The 12956-nt window shown below is 69.6% G+C and carries 12 protein-coding genes; all 12 read right to left on the reverse strand.

Annotated features, from left to right (window positions below; translation table 11 throughout):
- Positions 1 to 91: 91 nt before the first annotated feature.
- The 12 genes from N7925_RS04340 to N7925_RS04395 all read right to left on the reverse strand — a co-directional run bounded on the left by N7925_RS04340 (position 92) and on the right by N7925_RS04395 (position 12888).
- Positions 92 to 2050 carry an ABC transporter permease/substrate-binding protein gene (locus N7925_RS04340; RefSeq protein WP_274343090.1) on the reverse strand — a complete coding sequence of 653 codons (1959 nt, stop codon included), beginning with the start codon at positions 2048 to 2050 and terminating at the stop codon, positions 92 to 94.
- Positions 2040 to 3653 (reverse strand): sugar ABC transporter ATP-binding protein, encoded by a 1614-nt coding sequence (locus tag N7925_RS04345; protein ID WP_274343091.1) that lies wholly within the window; start codon positions 3651 to 3653, stop codon positions 2040 to 2042. The genes N7925_RS04340 and N7925_RS04345 overlap by 11 nt, the downstream gene beginning before the upstream one ends.
- Positions 3650 to 4666, reverse strand: a complete 1017-nt coding sequence (locus N7925_RS04350; protein WP_265598164.1) for a LacI family DNA-binding transcriptional regulator — start codon at positions 4664 to 4666, stop codon at positions 3650 to 3652. Before N7925_RS04350 ends, N7925_RS04345 begins: the two co-directional genes overlap by 4 nt.
- A 199-nt stretch (positions 4667 to 4865) precedes the next feature.
- The gene (locus N7925_RS04355) at positions 4866 to 6692 is read right to left on the reverse strand and encodes an acyl-CoA dehydrogenase (protein ID WP_274343092.1); all 1827 of its coding nucleotides are present in this window, start codon (positions 6690 to 6692) and stop codon (positions 4866 to 4868) included.
- 176 nt (positions 6693 to 6868) lie between these two features.
- The gene (locus N7925_RS04360; RefSeq protein WP_274343093.1) at positions 6869 to 8419 is read right to left on the reverse strand and encodes an MFS transporter; all 1551 of its coding nucleotides are present in this window, start codon (positions 8417 to 8419) and stop codon (positions 6869 to 6871) included.
- A 205-nt stretch (positions 8420 to 8624) separates the two neighbouring features.
- Positions 8625 to 9170 (reverse strand): hypothetical protein, encoded by a 546-nt coding sequence (locus N7925_RS04365; RefSeq protein ID WP_274343094.1) that lies wholly within the window; start codon positions 9168 to 9170, stop codon positions 8625 to 8627.
- Complete coding sequence (locus N7925_RS04370; protein WP_274343095.1) at positions 9167 to 10129, reverse strand: alpha/beta hydrolase; 963 nt, start codon at positions 10127 to 10129, stop codon at positions 9167 to 9169. Before N7925_RS04370 ends, N7925_RS04365 begins: the two co-directional genes overlap by 4 nt.
- Before the next feature lie 73 nt (positions 10130 to 10202).
- On the reverse strand, positions 10203 to 10961 hold the full coding sequence (locus N7925_RS04375; RefSeq protein ID WP_274343096.1) for a 2-hydroxychromene-2-carboxylate isomerase: 759 nt from the start codon (positions 10959 to 10961) through the stop codon (positions 10203 to 10205).
- Complete coding sequence (gene fabG, locus N7925_RS04380; RefSeq protein ID WP_274343097.1) at positions 10954 to 11694, reverse strand: 3-oxoacyl-[acyl-carrier-protein] reductase; 741 nt, start codon at positions 11692 to 11694, stop codon at positions 10954 to 10956. The genes N7925_RS04375 and fabG overlap by 8 nt, the downstream gene beginning before the upstream one ends.
- A 46-nt stretch (positions 11695 to 11740) precedes the next feature.
- Positions 11741 to 12247 (reverse strand): 3-hydroxyacyl-ACP dehydratase FabZ family protein, encoded by a 507-nt coding sequence (locus tag N7925_RS04385; RefSeq protein ID WP_265598171.1) that lies wholly within the window; start codon positions 12245 to 12247, stop codon positions 11741 to 11743.
- On the reverse strand, positions 12244 to 12627 hold the full coding sequence (locus N7925_RS04390; RefSeq protein ID WP_265598172.1) for a 3-hydroxyacyl-ACP dehydratase FabZ family protein: 384 nt from the start codon (positions 12625 to 12627) through the stop codon (positions 12244 to 12246). The genes N7925_RS04385 and N7925_RS04390 overlap by 4 nt, the downstream gene beginning before the upstream one ends.
- Positions 12628 to 12888, reverse strand: coding sequence for an acyl carrier protein (locus N7925_RS04395; RefSeq protein ID WP_274343098.1), 261 nt, complete (start codon positions 12886 to 12888; stop codon positions 12628 to 12630).
- Positions 12889 to 12956: the final 68 nt, after the last annotated feature.

Genomic DNA, 12956 nt, shown 5'->3' on the forward strand with positions numbered 1-12956 from the left:
GCCGGGTTCCACCAGGCCGGTTCACGAGCCTGGTGGAGGTCGGCCGGTTCACGAGCTGGTGGAGGTCGGCCGGTTCACGAGCTGGTGGAGGTCAGGAGAAGTCGGCGACGTTCTCCCGGGTGACCACCTTGACCGGCACCTTCACCGTGCTCTCGACCTTCTCGTCCTTCGCGGCCTTCACGGCGTTCCGCACCGCGATCTTGCCCAGTTCGGCGGGCTGTTGGGCCACCGACGCGTAGAGCGTGCCGGCCTCGACCGCCTTCAGGCCGTCCGGGGTTCCGTCGAAGCCGATGACGGAGACGGACTTCCCGGCCTTGCTGCCGAGTGCCTTGGCCGCGCCGAGCGCCATCTCGTCGTTCTCGGCGAAGACGCCGGTGACGCCGGGGTGCGACTGGATGAGGTTGGTCATGACGTCGAGGCCCTTGGTGCGGTCGAAGTCCGCGGGCTGCTTGGCGACCACCTTGATGCCCGGGTACGCCTTGAGTCCCTCGGCGAAACCGGCCCCGCGCTCACGGCTGGCGGAGGTGCCCGCCGTGCCCTGGAGGATGACGATGCTGCCCTTGCCGCCGAGCTTGTCGGCCAGCGCGTCGGCGGCGAGCCTGCCGCCCGCCACGTTGTCCGAGGCGACGAGCGTCGCGGTCTCCGCCTTGTTGACGCCCCGGTCCGCGGCGATCACGGGGATGTCCGCCTTGTTGGCGCTGCGGACGCCCGGGCCGACGGCATCCGAGTCCACCGGGTTGACGATGATCGAGGAGACGCCGGAGCTGGTGAAGTTCTGGAGCTGGTTGGCCTGCTGGGAGGCGTCGTTCTGGGCGTCGGTGACGGTGAGGTCGATGCCCGCCTTCTCCGCCTCCTCCTGTGCTCCTTCCTTCATCTGCACGAAGAAGGGGTTGTTGAGCGTGGAGAGGGACATGCCGACCTTCGTCGTGCCGCCGGACCGGCCGGAGTTGAAGAAGGAGACCCCGCCGACGACGACGGCCACGCAGAGGGCCGCACCGCCCAGCTTCAGCGCGTTCCTGCGGCCGGCCCCCGGTGTGCCGGGGGCGGTGCCCGCCGAGGAGGCCGCTCCCGAACCGGCCTTGCGGCGCAGGGTGTCCAGCAGGACGGCGAGCGCGATGACGACGCCGATGACGACCTGCTGCCAGAACGCCGACACGGAGAGGAGGTTGAGACCGTTGCGGAGGACGGCGAGGATGAGCGCGCCGATCAGGGTGCCGGACGCCTTGCCGACACCGCCGGCCAGGCTCGCCCCGCCGATGACGACCGCGGCGATGGCGTCGAGTTCGTACCCCTGGGCGGCCTGCGGCTGGGCGGAGACGAGGCGCGAGGCCAGGACGATGCCCGCGACGGCGGCGAAGAGGCCGGACAGCGCGTAGATGACGATCTTCTGGCGCTTGACGCGGAGCCCGGAGAGCCGGGCCGCTTCCTCGTTGCCGCCGATCGCGTACATCGAGCGGCCGATGAAGGTGCGGCCGAGGACCAGTGCGGTGATCAGGCCCATCGCGATCATCACGAGGACCGGTACGGGGAGCCACCCGCCGAGGGTGTCGCCGAGCACCGAGACGGAGTCGGGGAAGGCGATCGGGCTGCCCTGCGAGATGACGAGGGAGAGACCGCGGGCGATCGAGAGCATCGCCAACGTCGCGATGAACGGCGGGAGTTTGCCGTACGAGATGAGGGCGCCGTTCACGAAGCCGCAGGCGATGCCCGTGAGAATCGCGAGGACGACGGCCAGGACGACCGGCACGCCGGCGGATGTCGCCGACCAGGCGAGGACCGTCGCGGACAGGGCCGCCACCGAACCGACGGACAGGTCGATGCCCGCCGAGACGATGACGAAGGTGACGCCGAACGCGAGGATGGCGGTGACGGCCGCCTGGACGCCGACGTTCAGCAGGTTCTGGGTGGTCAGGAAGTCGCCGGAGAGCAGCGACATCGCCACCACCAGGACGACCAGGGCGCTGAGCGCGCCGTTGTCGAGCAGGACGCGGCGTATCACGGAGACTCCGCCGCCCGTTCCCGCGTCACTCTTGGCTGTCTCAGTGGCCACGGGGGCCCTCCTCTTCCTTCTTCGGTGCGGGGTGTTCGGTGGACGTCGGTACGGCGGTGGGGGCGGGGCCCCGAGCCGCGGCCGGGGTGCCGACGGCGAGGGCCATGACGGCGTCCTGGGTGGCCTCGTCCGCGGGGAGTTCCCCGGCGACCCGGCCCTGGGCCATGACGAGCACCCGGTCGCTCATGCCGAGGACCTCCGGCAGATCGCTGGAGATCATCAGGACCGCGTGCCCGGAGGCGGTCAGCTCGTTGATGAGCTGGTAGATCTCGACCTTGGCGCCGACGTCGATGCCCCGGGTGGGCTCGTCGAGGATGAGGACCCGGGTGTCGGCCAGCAGCCACTTGCCGATGACGACCTTCTGCTGGTTGCCGCCGGAGAGGGTGCGCACATGCTGGCCGAGGCCGGACATGCGGACGCCGAGCTGCTGGGCGATGCGGGCGGCGGCCGTGCGCTGCCCCTTGAGGTCCACGAGCCCGGAGCGGGTCGCGGAGCGCAGGGTGACCAGGCCCAGGTTCTCCTGCACGGAGGCGTCGAGGACCAGTCCCTGGCCCTTGCGGTCCTCCGGTACGAGTCCGATCCCGGCGCCCATGGCGGCGGGCACGTCGTGCCGGACCAGGCGCTCGCCGCGTACGTCGACGGTGCCCGCGTCGTACGGGTCGGCCCCGAAGACGGCGCGCGCCACCTCCGTGCGCCCGGCGCCGACGAGTCCGGCGAGGCCGACGACCTCGCCGGCGTGCACGTCGAAGCTGATGTCGTGGAAGACGCCGTTACGGGTGAGCCCGCGCACCGACAGCAACGCGTCCCCGGTGTCGGAGGAGTCGGGCCGTTCGCGCGGGTACTGCTGCTCGATGCTGCGGCCCACCATGAGCTGGACGAGTTCGTCCTCGGGGGTCGACGCGGGGACCTGGACGATGCTGCGGCCGTCGCGGAGGACGGTGACGCGGTCGCCGAGTGCGGCGATCTCCTCCAGGTGGTGGGTGATGAAGACGATCCCGACGCCGTCCTCGCGCAGTTGGCGGACGATCGCGAAGAGTTTGTCGACCTCCTCGGAGGTGAGCACGGCGGTCGGCTCGTCCATGATCAGGACGCGGGCCTCCAGGCTGAGTGCCTTGGCGATCTCCACCATCTGGAGCCGGGCGATGCCCAGTTCACGGACCTTGGCGTCGGGTCGCACGTTGACGCCGACCCGGCGCAGCAGCTCTGCCGCGTCCTCGCGCATCCGGCGGTGGTCGACGAGCCCGTAGCGGCGCGGCTGGCGGCCCAGGAAGATGTTCTCGGCGACGGTGAGGTCGGGTACGAGGTTGAATTCCTGGTAGATGGTGGCGATCCCGAGCCGCTCGGCGTCCTGCGCGCCGTCGATGCGGACCTCGCGTCCTTCGGCCAGGATGCGGCCGTGGTCGGGGCGGTAGGCGCCGGAGAGCATCTTGATGAGGGTGCTCTTTCCCGCGCCGTTCTCGCCGAGCAGGACATGCACTTCGCCTCTGCGGAGGTCGAAGTCGACGTTGTCGAGCGCCACCACGCCGGGGAAGGTCTTGCGCAGACCCTCGATGCGCAGCAGCTCGTCCGGTGCGGTCACCCGTGGCTTTTCCGGTGCGGTCACCGGTCGCTCCTCTGGTTCGATGCGGCCCCGCCGCACGAGCGGCGTACGACGAGGCGGGCGGGCAGGGTGACGGACTGCGGGGTCCGTCCTTCGATCCGGTCGGCCAGCGCGCGCACGGCGGCCCGCGCGAGGTCGGCGGTCGGCTGGGCGATGGCGGTGATCGGCGGGTCCGTGTGGACGAACCACGGGATGTCGTCGAAGGCGGCGAGCGCGATGTCGTCGGGGACCCGCAGCCCTCGGGCCCGGATCGCGTCCAGCGCGCCGAGCGCCATCAGGTTGTCCGCGGCGAACACGACCTCGGGCGGCTCGGCCAGCGCGAGGAAGCGCTCGGTGGCCCGGCGACCGCTGGCCGCCTGGAAGTCGCCCTGCCCGATGTAGGCGTCGGGCAGGGCGAGCCCGAGCTCGCGCATCGCGTCCCGGAAGGCCTCGACGCGCTCGTTGCCGGTGGTGGTGGCGGCGGGCCCGGCGATGATGGCGAGCCGGCGGTGACCGAGGCCGTGCAGATGCGCGACGAGATCCTTGACCGCGCCCGTACCGTCGGCCCGGACGACGGGGACGTCGATGCCGGGGATCCAGCGGTCGGCGAAGACCATCGGGGTGCCGCCGAGGGCGACGTCCCGCAGCAGCGGGGAGCCTCCGTCGGCGGGCGAGACGAGGAGCCCGTCGATCCTGCGGTCGATGAGCGTGCGGATGTGGTGGTCCTGGAGCTCGGGCCGCTCGTCGGCGTTGCCGATGATGACGCTGTAGCCGAGTGCGCGGGCCTCCTCCTCGACGAAGCGGGCCAGCTCGGTGAAGTACGGGTTGAGCACATCGCTGATGACCAGGCCGAGCGTGCGGGTCTGCGCGGTGCGCAGCGAGCGGGCGACCGCGTTGGGCCGGTAGCCGAGCGCCTCGACGGCGGCGAGGACACGGGTACGCGCCTCTTCGCTGACGGACGGATGGCTGTTCAGCACGCGCGACACCGTGGCGACGGACACACCCGCCTCGGCCGCGACATCCTTGATGCCCGCCATGTCCGGACCACCTCCTTGTGGTTTCCGTACACCTCGAAACCACTGCGCCGACCAGTCGTGGACTGGCGGCTCGACGCCATGGAATCGATTACACGGATGATTGGAATCGATTACATGGCCAAAAACAAGCCCCCCTCCCGCGTCCGAGACCGGATCGTGACGGGAGGGGGAGCGGCGCGTCGAGGCAGCGTGCGGCCTCTCAGAACGCCGTTTCCGGGAGTTCCATCAGGAAGAGGTCGGCCTTCTCCACGATCACCCGCCGCGGCGGGACCAGCGGCAGGACGTTACGGGCGAAGAACTTCGCCGCGGCGACCTTGCCCTGATAGAAGGGCCGATCCTTGGCCGAGGCGGCGGGGAGCTTCCGCAGCGCCACTTCCGCCTGCCGCTGGAGCAGATACGCCACGACGACGTCCCCGGCGACGAAGAGCAGCGTGGTGGTGTTCTGCCCCACCTTGTGCATGCTGCGAGGGTCCGCCTCGGCCTCGGCGAGCTGCCCCAGCATCACGCCGAGCATCCCTTCGAGGCTCTCCAGCGCGGCGGCCAGCAGCTCGCGTTCGGCATCGAACTCCGCACCGCCGGGCGTCCTCCGGAGGAACTCCCGTATTTCCTCGGTGAGTACGGAGAAGGCCTGACCCGAGTTCTTCACGATCTTGCGGAAGAAGAAGTCCATGCCCTGGATGGCGGTGGTTCCCTCGTAGAGGCTGTCGATCTTGGCATCCCGGATGTACTGCTCGATGGGGTAGTCCTGGAGATAGCCCGAGCCCCCGAGGGTCTGGAGGCACTCCGTCAACTGGTCGTACGACTTCTCCGAGCCGTAGCCCTTGACGATCGGCAGCAGCAGGTCGTTCAGGCGCAGCAGGTCCTCGGTGGGCTCGCCCCGGTGCTCGGCCTCGGCGATCCGGTCCTGAACGGTGGCGGTGTGGAGCACCAGGGCACGCATGCCCTCGGCGTACGCCTTCTGACCCAGCAGCGAGCGCCGGACGTCCGGGTGGTGCGTGATCGGGACGCGGGGCGAGTCCTTGTCGGCGAACGCGGCCAGATCCGGGCCCTGCACCCTGGACTTGGCGTAGTCGAGAGCGTTGAGATACCCGGTCGACAGCGTGGCGATGGCCTTCGTCCCGACCAGCATCCGGGCGAACTCGATGATCGTGAACATCTGGCGGATGCCGTCATGCCGCTCACCGAGCTGCCAGCCCCTGGCCGGACGGTTGGCGCCGAAGGTCAGTTCACAGGTGGTGGAGGCCTTCAGCCCCATCTTGTGCTCGACGTTGGTGGCGTACACGCCGTTGCGCTCACCGAGCTCGCCGGTGTCCCAGTCGAAGTCGAACTTCGGCACCAGGAAGAGCGAGAGCCCCTTGGTCCCCGTACCGGCCCCCTCGGGGCGGGCCAGGACGAAGTGCATGATGTTCTCCGCGAGATCGTGCTCACCACCGGTGATGAAGCGCTTGACGCCCTCCAGGTGCCACGATCCGTCGCTCTGCCGGCGTGCCGTCGTACGGGCGGCGCCGACGTCCGATCCGGCGTCCGGCTCGGTGAGGACCATGGTGGCGCCCCAGCGTCCCTCCACCATCCGCCGGGCGATCTTCCGCTGCTCCTCGGTGCCCGTCCGGTGGATCACCGAGGCGAAGGACGGGAAGCCGGTGTACATCCAGAGCGCCGGATTGGCGCCGAGGACCAGCTCCCCCATCGACCAGAACAGCGACGGCGGACAGGGCGCCCCTCCCAGCTCCTCCGCCAGGCCCAGCCGCCACCACTCGGCGTCGAGGAAGGTCCTGAAGGCCTTCTTGAAGCTCTCGGGAAGGGTGACGGAGCCGGTCTCCGGGTCGAAGGCCGGCGGAGTACGGTCCGCGTCGATCAGCGAGTCGGCCAGCTCACCGACCGCCATCCGCTCCACCTCGGACAGTACGCTCCGCGCGGTTTCCTGGTCCATGCCGGCGAAGCGTCCGACCCCGTACCGCTGGTCCGCGCCGAACACCTCGAAGAGGTTGAACTCCAGATCGCGCAGGTTGGACTTGTAGTGCCCCATGATTCCTCCGACGCCTCGGAGCGCTGCCCGCGCAACGCCCTACCGACAGGTAGCTTTCTGATTACCCAGCAGTAGCACGGAGCGCGCCCGGAGTCCCGGGGTGTGGCCGCTTCCTGCCAACAGCCGGTGACCGGGCCGGAGTTCCTGACTCCGGCCGACGACCGGCCCGCAGGGGATCAGGCGTGCTTCCGGCGGAAGGAGAGCCAGATGACGACGGCTCCGACGACCGCGACGCCCGCCCCCACGATCGAGGTCAGGTGCATGGCATGCAGGAAGCTCTCGTTCGCCGCGTCCACCAGGTGAGGCAGCGAGGCATCCGCGGCGACCTGGCGTGTGGCCTCGGCGGACTGCTCCGCCACCTCTTTCACCGGTGCGGGGAGACCGGCCAGGTCGGGCGCCACATCGGCCGCGTACGCGCTGCTGAGCAGGGATCCCAGGATCGCGACGCCGAGCACCCCGCCGAGCTGGCGCATGGAGTTGTTGACCGCCGATCCGGCCCCGGTGCGGTCGGGCGGCAGTACCGACATGATGGCTTCCGTGGTGGGGGCGACGGCCGAGCCCATCGCCACCCCCTGCACCGCCAGGAGCAGCCAGAACCACGGCATCCCGGTCGTCAGGTCGAGCCGCGTGTAGGCGAGGAAGGTGGCTGCCGCGATCAGCATCGCCGTGGCCACCACGGGGCCGACCCCCAGCTTGCGGACCAGGGCCGCCGAGACGGGTGCGCCCAGCAGCACTCCGACGGCCACGGGGATCAGGTTCAGCCCTGCCTCGAACGGCGTCTGCTCCAGCACCCCCTGCAGGTAGAAGGACGTGTAGAACATGGAGCCGCTGAGGCTGAAGAAGGTGAGCATCACCGCGACGCTGGCACCCGTGAACTTGCTGCTGTGAAAGAGCCGCACATCAAAACTCGGATTCTGCACCCGCAGTTCGACCCGTACGAACACCACCAGCACCAGCAGACCGCCGACCAGGGAGCCCAGCACGGCCGGGCTGGTCCACTCGTTGCGGTGGCCGCCTTCGATCAGTCCGTAGACCAGAGCCAGCAGACCCAGGGTCGACATGAGCACGCCGAGCGGGTCGAGCTTGACGCGGTTCGCGCTCCTGGCCGCGGGCAGGAGGAACATCACGCCGAGCAGCGCGGCTCCGACGATGGGCAGATTCACCACGAAGACGGAACCCCACCAGAACCGCTCCAGCAGTGCGCCGCCGACCAGAGGGCCGGCCGCGATGGCGAGCCCGCTGGCGCCGGACCAGATCGCGATGGCCATCGGGCGCTCGCGCTCACTGAAGACCACGGAGATCAGTGACAACGTGGCGGGCATGATCAGCGCACTGCCCACCCCCATCGCGCCGCGCGCGACGATCAGCTCGGTGACGCCGGTCGACATGCCGGCCCAGAGCGAGGCGGCGCCGAACAGCGCCATGCCGATCACCAGCAGCCGGCGGTGCCCGTAGCGGTCGCCCAGGGCACCGCCGGTGAACAGCAGGACCGCGAAGATCAAGGTGTAGGAGCTGATGCTCCACTGGAGTTCGTTGGTCGTGGCCGCGAGTCCCTCGGTCGGGGACGCGAGGGTGTTGAGCGCGACGTTCAGGATGGTGTTGTCGAGCCAGACGGTGAACTGGGCGAGCATCAGGACGACCAGCGCCAGCCACCGGCGAACTCCCGAACCCCCGGCAGTGTGCGGCGGGTTCTCGTCCGACGCGAGCCCGTCGAGTTGCTGAACCATGTGAGTCGAGACCTCTTTCGCATCCGGGGTGCGGTCCCGTCCCGCGAGATCGCTGGTCACCCGGGGCGGCGCTCCGGACCGGAGCCGTCACCGCATACGACCGATCGTCCGGGCGTCGTCGTCGGAGAGTCAACGAAGTCAAAATGCTTGGCAGTTAGCTGCCAGATACGTTCGGACGAGGGGCGGCCGAGGAAGCGGGACCCCGCTATCGGCCGACCGTCTCCGCCAGCTCGCGGAGCGTCTTCAACTGGCACCGCATCATCATGAGGTCGCCCCAGGCCATCCCGCGGCCACGGAGCGCTTTGATCGGGCCGCTGCCGGTTCGCACCAACAGCTTGACCACCAGCCGGGTGGCGTCCTGGCCCTCGTCCTCCACGGTGTAGCTCAGTGCGAAGCCGCCGAACGCCCGGCGCGCCCAGGGGGTGTCCAGCACCATCGTGAGATGGCGGTCCCGCTCGAAACCGGTGAGCTCGAAAATGGTCATGACCCGCTGCCCGATCTCCAGCGCGTCCGCTCCCGGAGTCAGTGCCCGGGGGCTTCGGCGGCCGAAATTGTCGAGCAGGTCGTAGCTGTAGGGGGCGATCTTCAGCTGGCACAGCCAACGGAAGACCGTCGCCCGGTCGGCCCGTACGGTCACCGCCCGGAACCACTCCTCGACCGGACCGGAGAGCAGCCCGTCGCAGGGGTAGGCGGCCGTCAGCTCCTCGGGGCGGGTGCCCCAGGCTCGCGGGTCAGGCAGCACGGCGCTCATCCGAACGCCCGCTTGAGGAAGTCCAGTACGGTCTCCTGGTACTCCTCGGGACAGGACTTCATCCCCTGGAGGTGGTCCGTTTCCGGCAGCACGTGCACCTCGGCCTTCGGGTAGCGGGCGGCGAGCGCGCGCACGCTGTCGACCGGGATGATCCGGTCGCTGTCGCCCACCATCATGAGCACCGGCGTCCTCATGTACGCGCCGTCCGCCGGCGGCGGCCACTGGGCTTGGAGCATCGCGGTGCCGACGGAGCCGAACACCCGGCTCAACAGCCCCAGGGAGGGAGCCGTCCGCAGCGGGGCCGGGACCGGCACCCCCTTCGCCATGATGAAGTTGCGGAACAGCGGAGGCAGTTCGAGTGCGGGGCCGCTGTCGCAGACGATGGCTTCGATCCCGCAGTCCGGTCGCCGCAGCAGGTAGAAGGACGGGAAGGTCGAGAAGGAGAAGCCGAAGACCGCGAACCGTGCCGCGCCGTAACCGCCCTTCTCGCGAAGGTGGTTCACCACGCGTTCCACGTCATCGGTGTGCCGGCCGCTCAGCCCCCAGAAGGCCCGGTCGGTACTGCTCAAGCCGTGGTTGCGGTGGTCGAACATCGCCACGGTGTACCCGGCCTCGTGCAGGAACCGGGCCTGGGCCAGGCTCGCCGACTTGCTCAGCCCGATCCCGTGCCCGATCACCACCACCCGGTCCTTGCTCCCGGGGCAGAGCCAGATGTGCAGGCTCCGCCCCTTGCCTGCCTTCCCGTCGTCCAGCGGGATCGTCAACTCCGTGCTGGACAGGCCGAATTCCTCCGGCTTGCGATGGTGGGGCCGACGGGGCGGGTGGTAGACGAGGTAGGAGAGGAAGGTGGCGTACAGCGGTGCCACCGGTAGCGCGAGCACGGCGAGTGCCCGGGTCAGCGCTGACGGCCGGCGAGGCCCGGAGGCCGCCACGTCATCGCCCGCATTCTTGCGCCCCATCAGATGTCCCCCAAGATCCGGACGACGGGTGCCGCCGTCCTCGATAGTACAGATTCACGCCCTAGCACCCGGTTCAGCCGCAGCCACCCGCATGTCCACCATCACCCCCCATCACCCCGTCGGGCACAACCGACGCCTGGGGTGGCGCAGTTGGCGCCGGCTTCCGGTCCGGCGCGTCGTTCACCGCCGCGACGAAGGCGTCCAGCCGGTCGATGCCCCAGTACTTGTCGCGGCGGTTCACGAAGAACGGAACGCCGAAGACCCCGTCCCGGTCCATCGCGAGGAGCGCTTCCACGCCCCGGGCACGCAGCAGCGGGTCGTCCGCGGCCAGGGCCAGCCGGTCGGGCCCAAGACCCAGCTCCTCGGCCAGCTCGCCCATCACCGCCCGGTCGCAGATGTCGCGCCCCTCTTCCCAACGGGCCCGGTGGGCGAGGTCGATGAACCCCGCCCCCCGCCCCTCGTCGAGAGCCGCCAGATAGGCCAGGTGCGGCACCTCCCAGCACGGGTCGCGGTCGATCGGCCAGGTGATCTCCAGACCCCGCTCCCTGGTCAACCGCCGTATGTCCTGGAGGATGTACAGGTGCTTCTCGCGCGACATGGCGACGTACGAGAAGCTGCCGCCCGCCTCCGCCAGGGCCTTCGCGCTCCGCTCGTCCGGCTCGAAGAACGGCCGCCACTCCAGACGGTCCGCGAACGCGGCGTGCCGCTCCCCGAGGTCGCGGTAGGCGAGCCAGGAGTACGGGCTGCGCAGCGAGAAGTAGAACCGCGGGGGCGCGGGAGTGCGCGTCCTCGCGGCCCGTACTTCCTTGTCCCCGCTCCCGGCCTCAGACAACGATGCCTCCGTCGACCTGGAACACCGCGCCCGTCACGTACTCGGCTGAGACCAGGAACGACACCATGTCGGCCACTTCCTCGGGCCGGCCCAGACGGCGGAGCGGAATGTTCCTCACCGCCTGCTCCCTGACCTTGTCGGAGAGCGCCGCTGTCATGTCGGTCTCGATGAAGCCGGGTGCCACCGCGTTGGCGCGGATCCCGTACTGGCCGACCTCCTTGGCCAGGGCCTTGGTGAACCCGATGATTCCGGCCTTGGAGGCGGAGTAGTTGCTCTGCGTCGGGTTGCCGTAGACGCCCGCCACCGACGAGATGTTCACGATGCAGCCGGACTTGCGCTTCATCATCTCGAAGACCACCGAGCGGCACAGGTGGTAGGTGCCGTCCAGGTTGGTGCCGAGTACGTCGTTCCAGTCCTCGTCCTTCATCAGCAGCAGCGGCTGGTCGCGGACGATGCCGGCCGAGGTCACCGCGATGTCGACCGGGCCGAGCCGGTCCTCCGTGGCGGCGACGAGTTCCCGTACGGAATCGGCCACGGAGACGTCGGCCTGCCGGCTGTACACCCGCACGCCGAGCTCGGAGACCTCCTTCTCCAGCTCCTGCGCCGCGTCCGGCCGGGACCGGTAGCAGAACGCCACGTCGTGGCCGTCCCGCGCGAGGCGCAGGACCGTGGCCCGGCCGATTCCCCGGGACCCGCCGGTGACCAGGGCCACCTTGCCGATGTTCGCGCTCATTCGACTCTCCATCACTCGGTTGCGGCTCTCACTCGGTTCCCGGCCCTCATGCGGTGCCGGCGGGGCCCTCGGGGTGGTGCGCCGCCTCGAGGAGTTCGGAAGCCGGGCGCATGGCCATCACCACGCGGCCGACCTCCAGCACCGTCTCGCCGTCCACCAGTGCTTCGCCCTCGAAGATCACGGTGTCGCTGAGCTCCCGGAAGAGCCGGACACGGTGCTCCAGCACGTCGCCGGGCAGGACCGGGCGATGGAACACCACGTCCGAGATGCTTCCGAAGAGCATCACCTGCCCGGCGAGCACATCGGGGTTGGGGTTCTTCCAGGCGGCCAGCACGCCCGCGGCCTGGCACCAGGACTCGATGAGCAGGACCGACGGGTAGCTGTGCTGCTCCTCGGTGGCGTCGGCCGGGAGGTCCTGGTACCAGGGTTCGTTGGCGGTGACCGCCTTGCGGGCGGTCAGGCTCTCCCCCGGCACCAGCTCGTCCACCCGGTCCACGAGCAGCATCGGGTAGCGATGGGGCAGCACCCGCTTGATCCCGCTGATGTCGATCACTGATCGTGCCCTTCCGAGAATCGGATCCGCACCTTCGCGGAATCCCCCCGCGCGGTCGCGGCCACGGCCTTGCAGCGCCACTTCTCGCCCTTGCGCTCCCAGGTGAGGTTGATCGCCAGCCGGTCACCGGGAAACACCGGGCTCAGGAAGCGCGTCGACTCGATCGCCTCCATCCGGAGGCCCGGTTCCGGCGCGGTGGCCAGGGCGCTGAGGTGGATGTGCTCCACGACGCAGACTCCGGGGAAGATCGGGAACCCCGGGTAGTGGCCGGGGAAGACCTGCTCCCCCGCGTCGACGGTCACCCGGGTGGCGCCCCGGTCCGGGCCGCGCTCCACGATCTCGGCCGTGCCCTGGACCGGGGTGGCCTGACGGGGCGGCATTCAGGACTCCTGAAGCTTCGCGGTGAGCAGGTCGTACGCCTTCTGGAGGCAGGTGACCTCCTTCAGCTCGGACTCACCGAGCTTGACGCTGTACTTCTTCTCGAGGACCACCATCACTTCGAGGGCCATCAGCGAGTCGACGCCGAGGTCTCCGACGAAGGAGGCCTCGTCGGTCAGCTCGGACTCGTTCACGTCGAGGACGTCGGCGACGGTGCTCCGCAGGTCTTCCTTGTCCAGGACGGCTGTCGTGTTGTTCGACATGTTCATTCTCTTCTCTCTACGTGAATCGTGGGTTTCGGGTCTTGGTTCTCGGGTCCTCGGCCGATCGG

Source organism: Streptomyces sp. CA-278952 (genome assembly GCF_028747205.1).
GTDB lineage: Bacteria > Actinomycetota > Actinomycetes > Streptomycetales > Streptomycetaceae > Streptomyces.

Bases quoted from the DNA above. Each gene is read 5' to 3' on its own strand.
- N7925_RS04350 (WP_265598164.1), bottom strand. From the start codon at position 4,666: ATGGCGGGCATCAAGGATGTCGCGGCCGAGGCGGGTGTGTCCGTCGCC.
- N7925_RS04355 (WP_274343092.1), bottom strand. From the start codon at position 6,692: ATGGGGCACTACAAGTCCAACCTGCGCGATCTGGAGTTCAACCTCTTC.
- N7925_RS04360 (WP_274343093.1), bottom strand. From the start codon at position 8,419: ATGGTTCAGCAACTCGACGGGCTCGCGTCGGACGAGAACCCGCCGCAC.
- N7925_RS04365 (WP_274343094.1), bottom strand. From the start codon at position 9,170: ATGAGCGCCGTGCTGCCTGACCCGCGAGCCTGGGGCACCCGCCCCGAG.
- N7925_RS04370 (WP_274343095.1), bottom strand. From the start codon at position 10,129: ATGGGGCGCAAGAATGCGGGCGATGACGTGGCGGCCTCCGGGCCTCGC.
- fabG (WP_274343097.1), bottom strand. From the start codon at position 11,694: ATGAGCGCGAACATCGGCAAGGTGGCCCTGGTCACCGGCGGGTCCCGG.
- N7925_RS04390 (WP_265598172.1), bottom strand. From the start codon at position 12,627: ATGCCGCCCCGTCAGGCCACCCCGGTCCAGGGCACGGCCGAGATCGTG.
- N7925_RS04395 (WP_274343098.1), bottom strand. From the start codon at position 12,888: ATGTCGAACAACACGACAGCCGTCCTGGACAAGGAAGACCTGCGGAGC.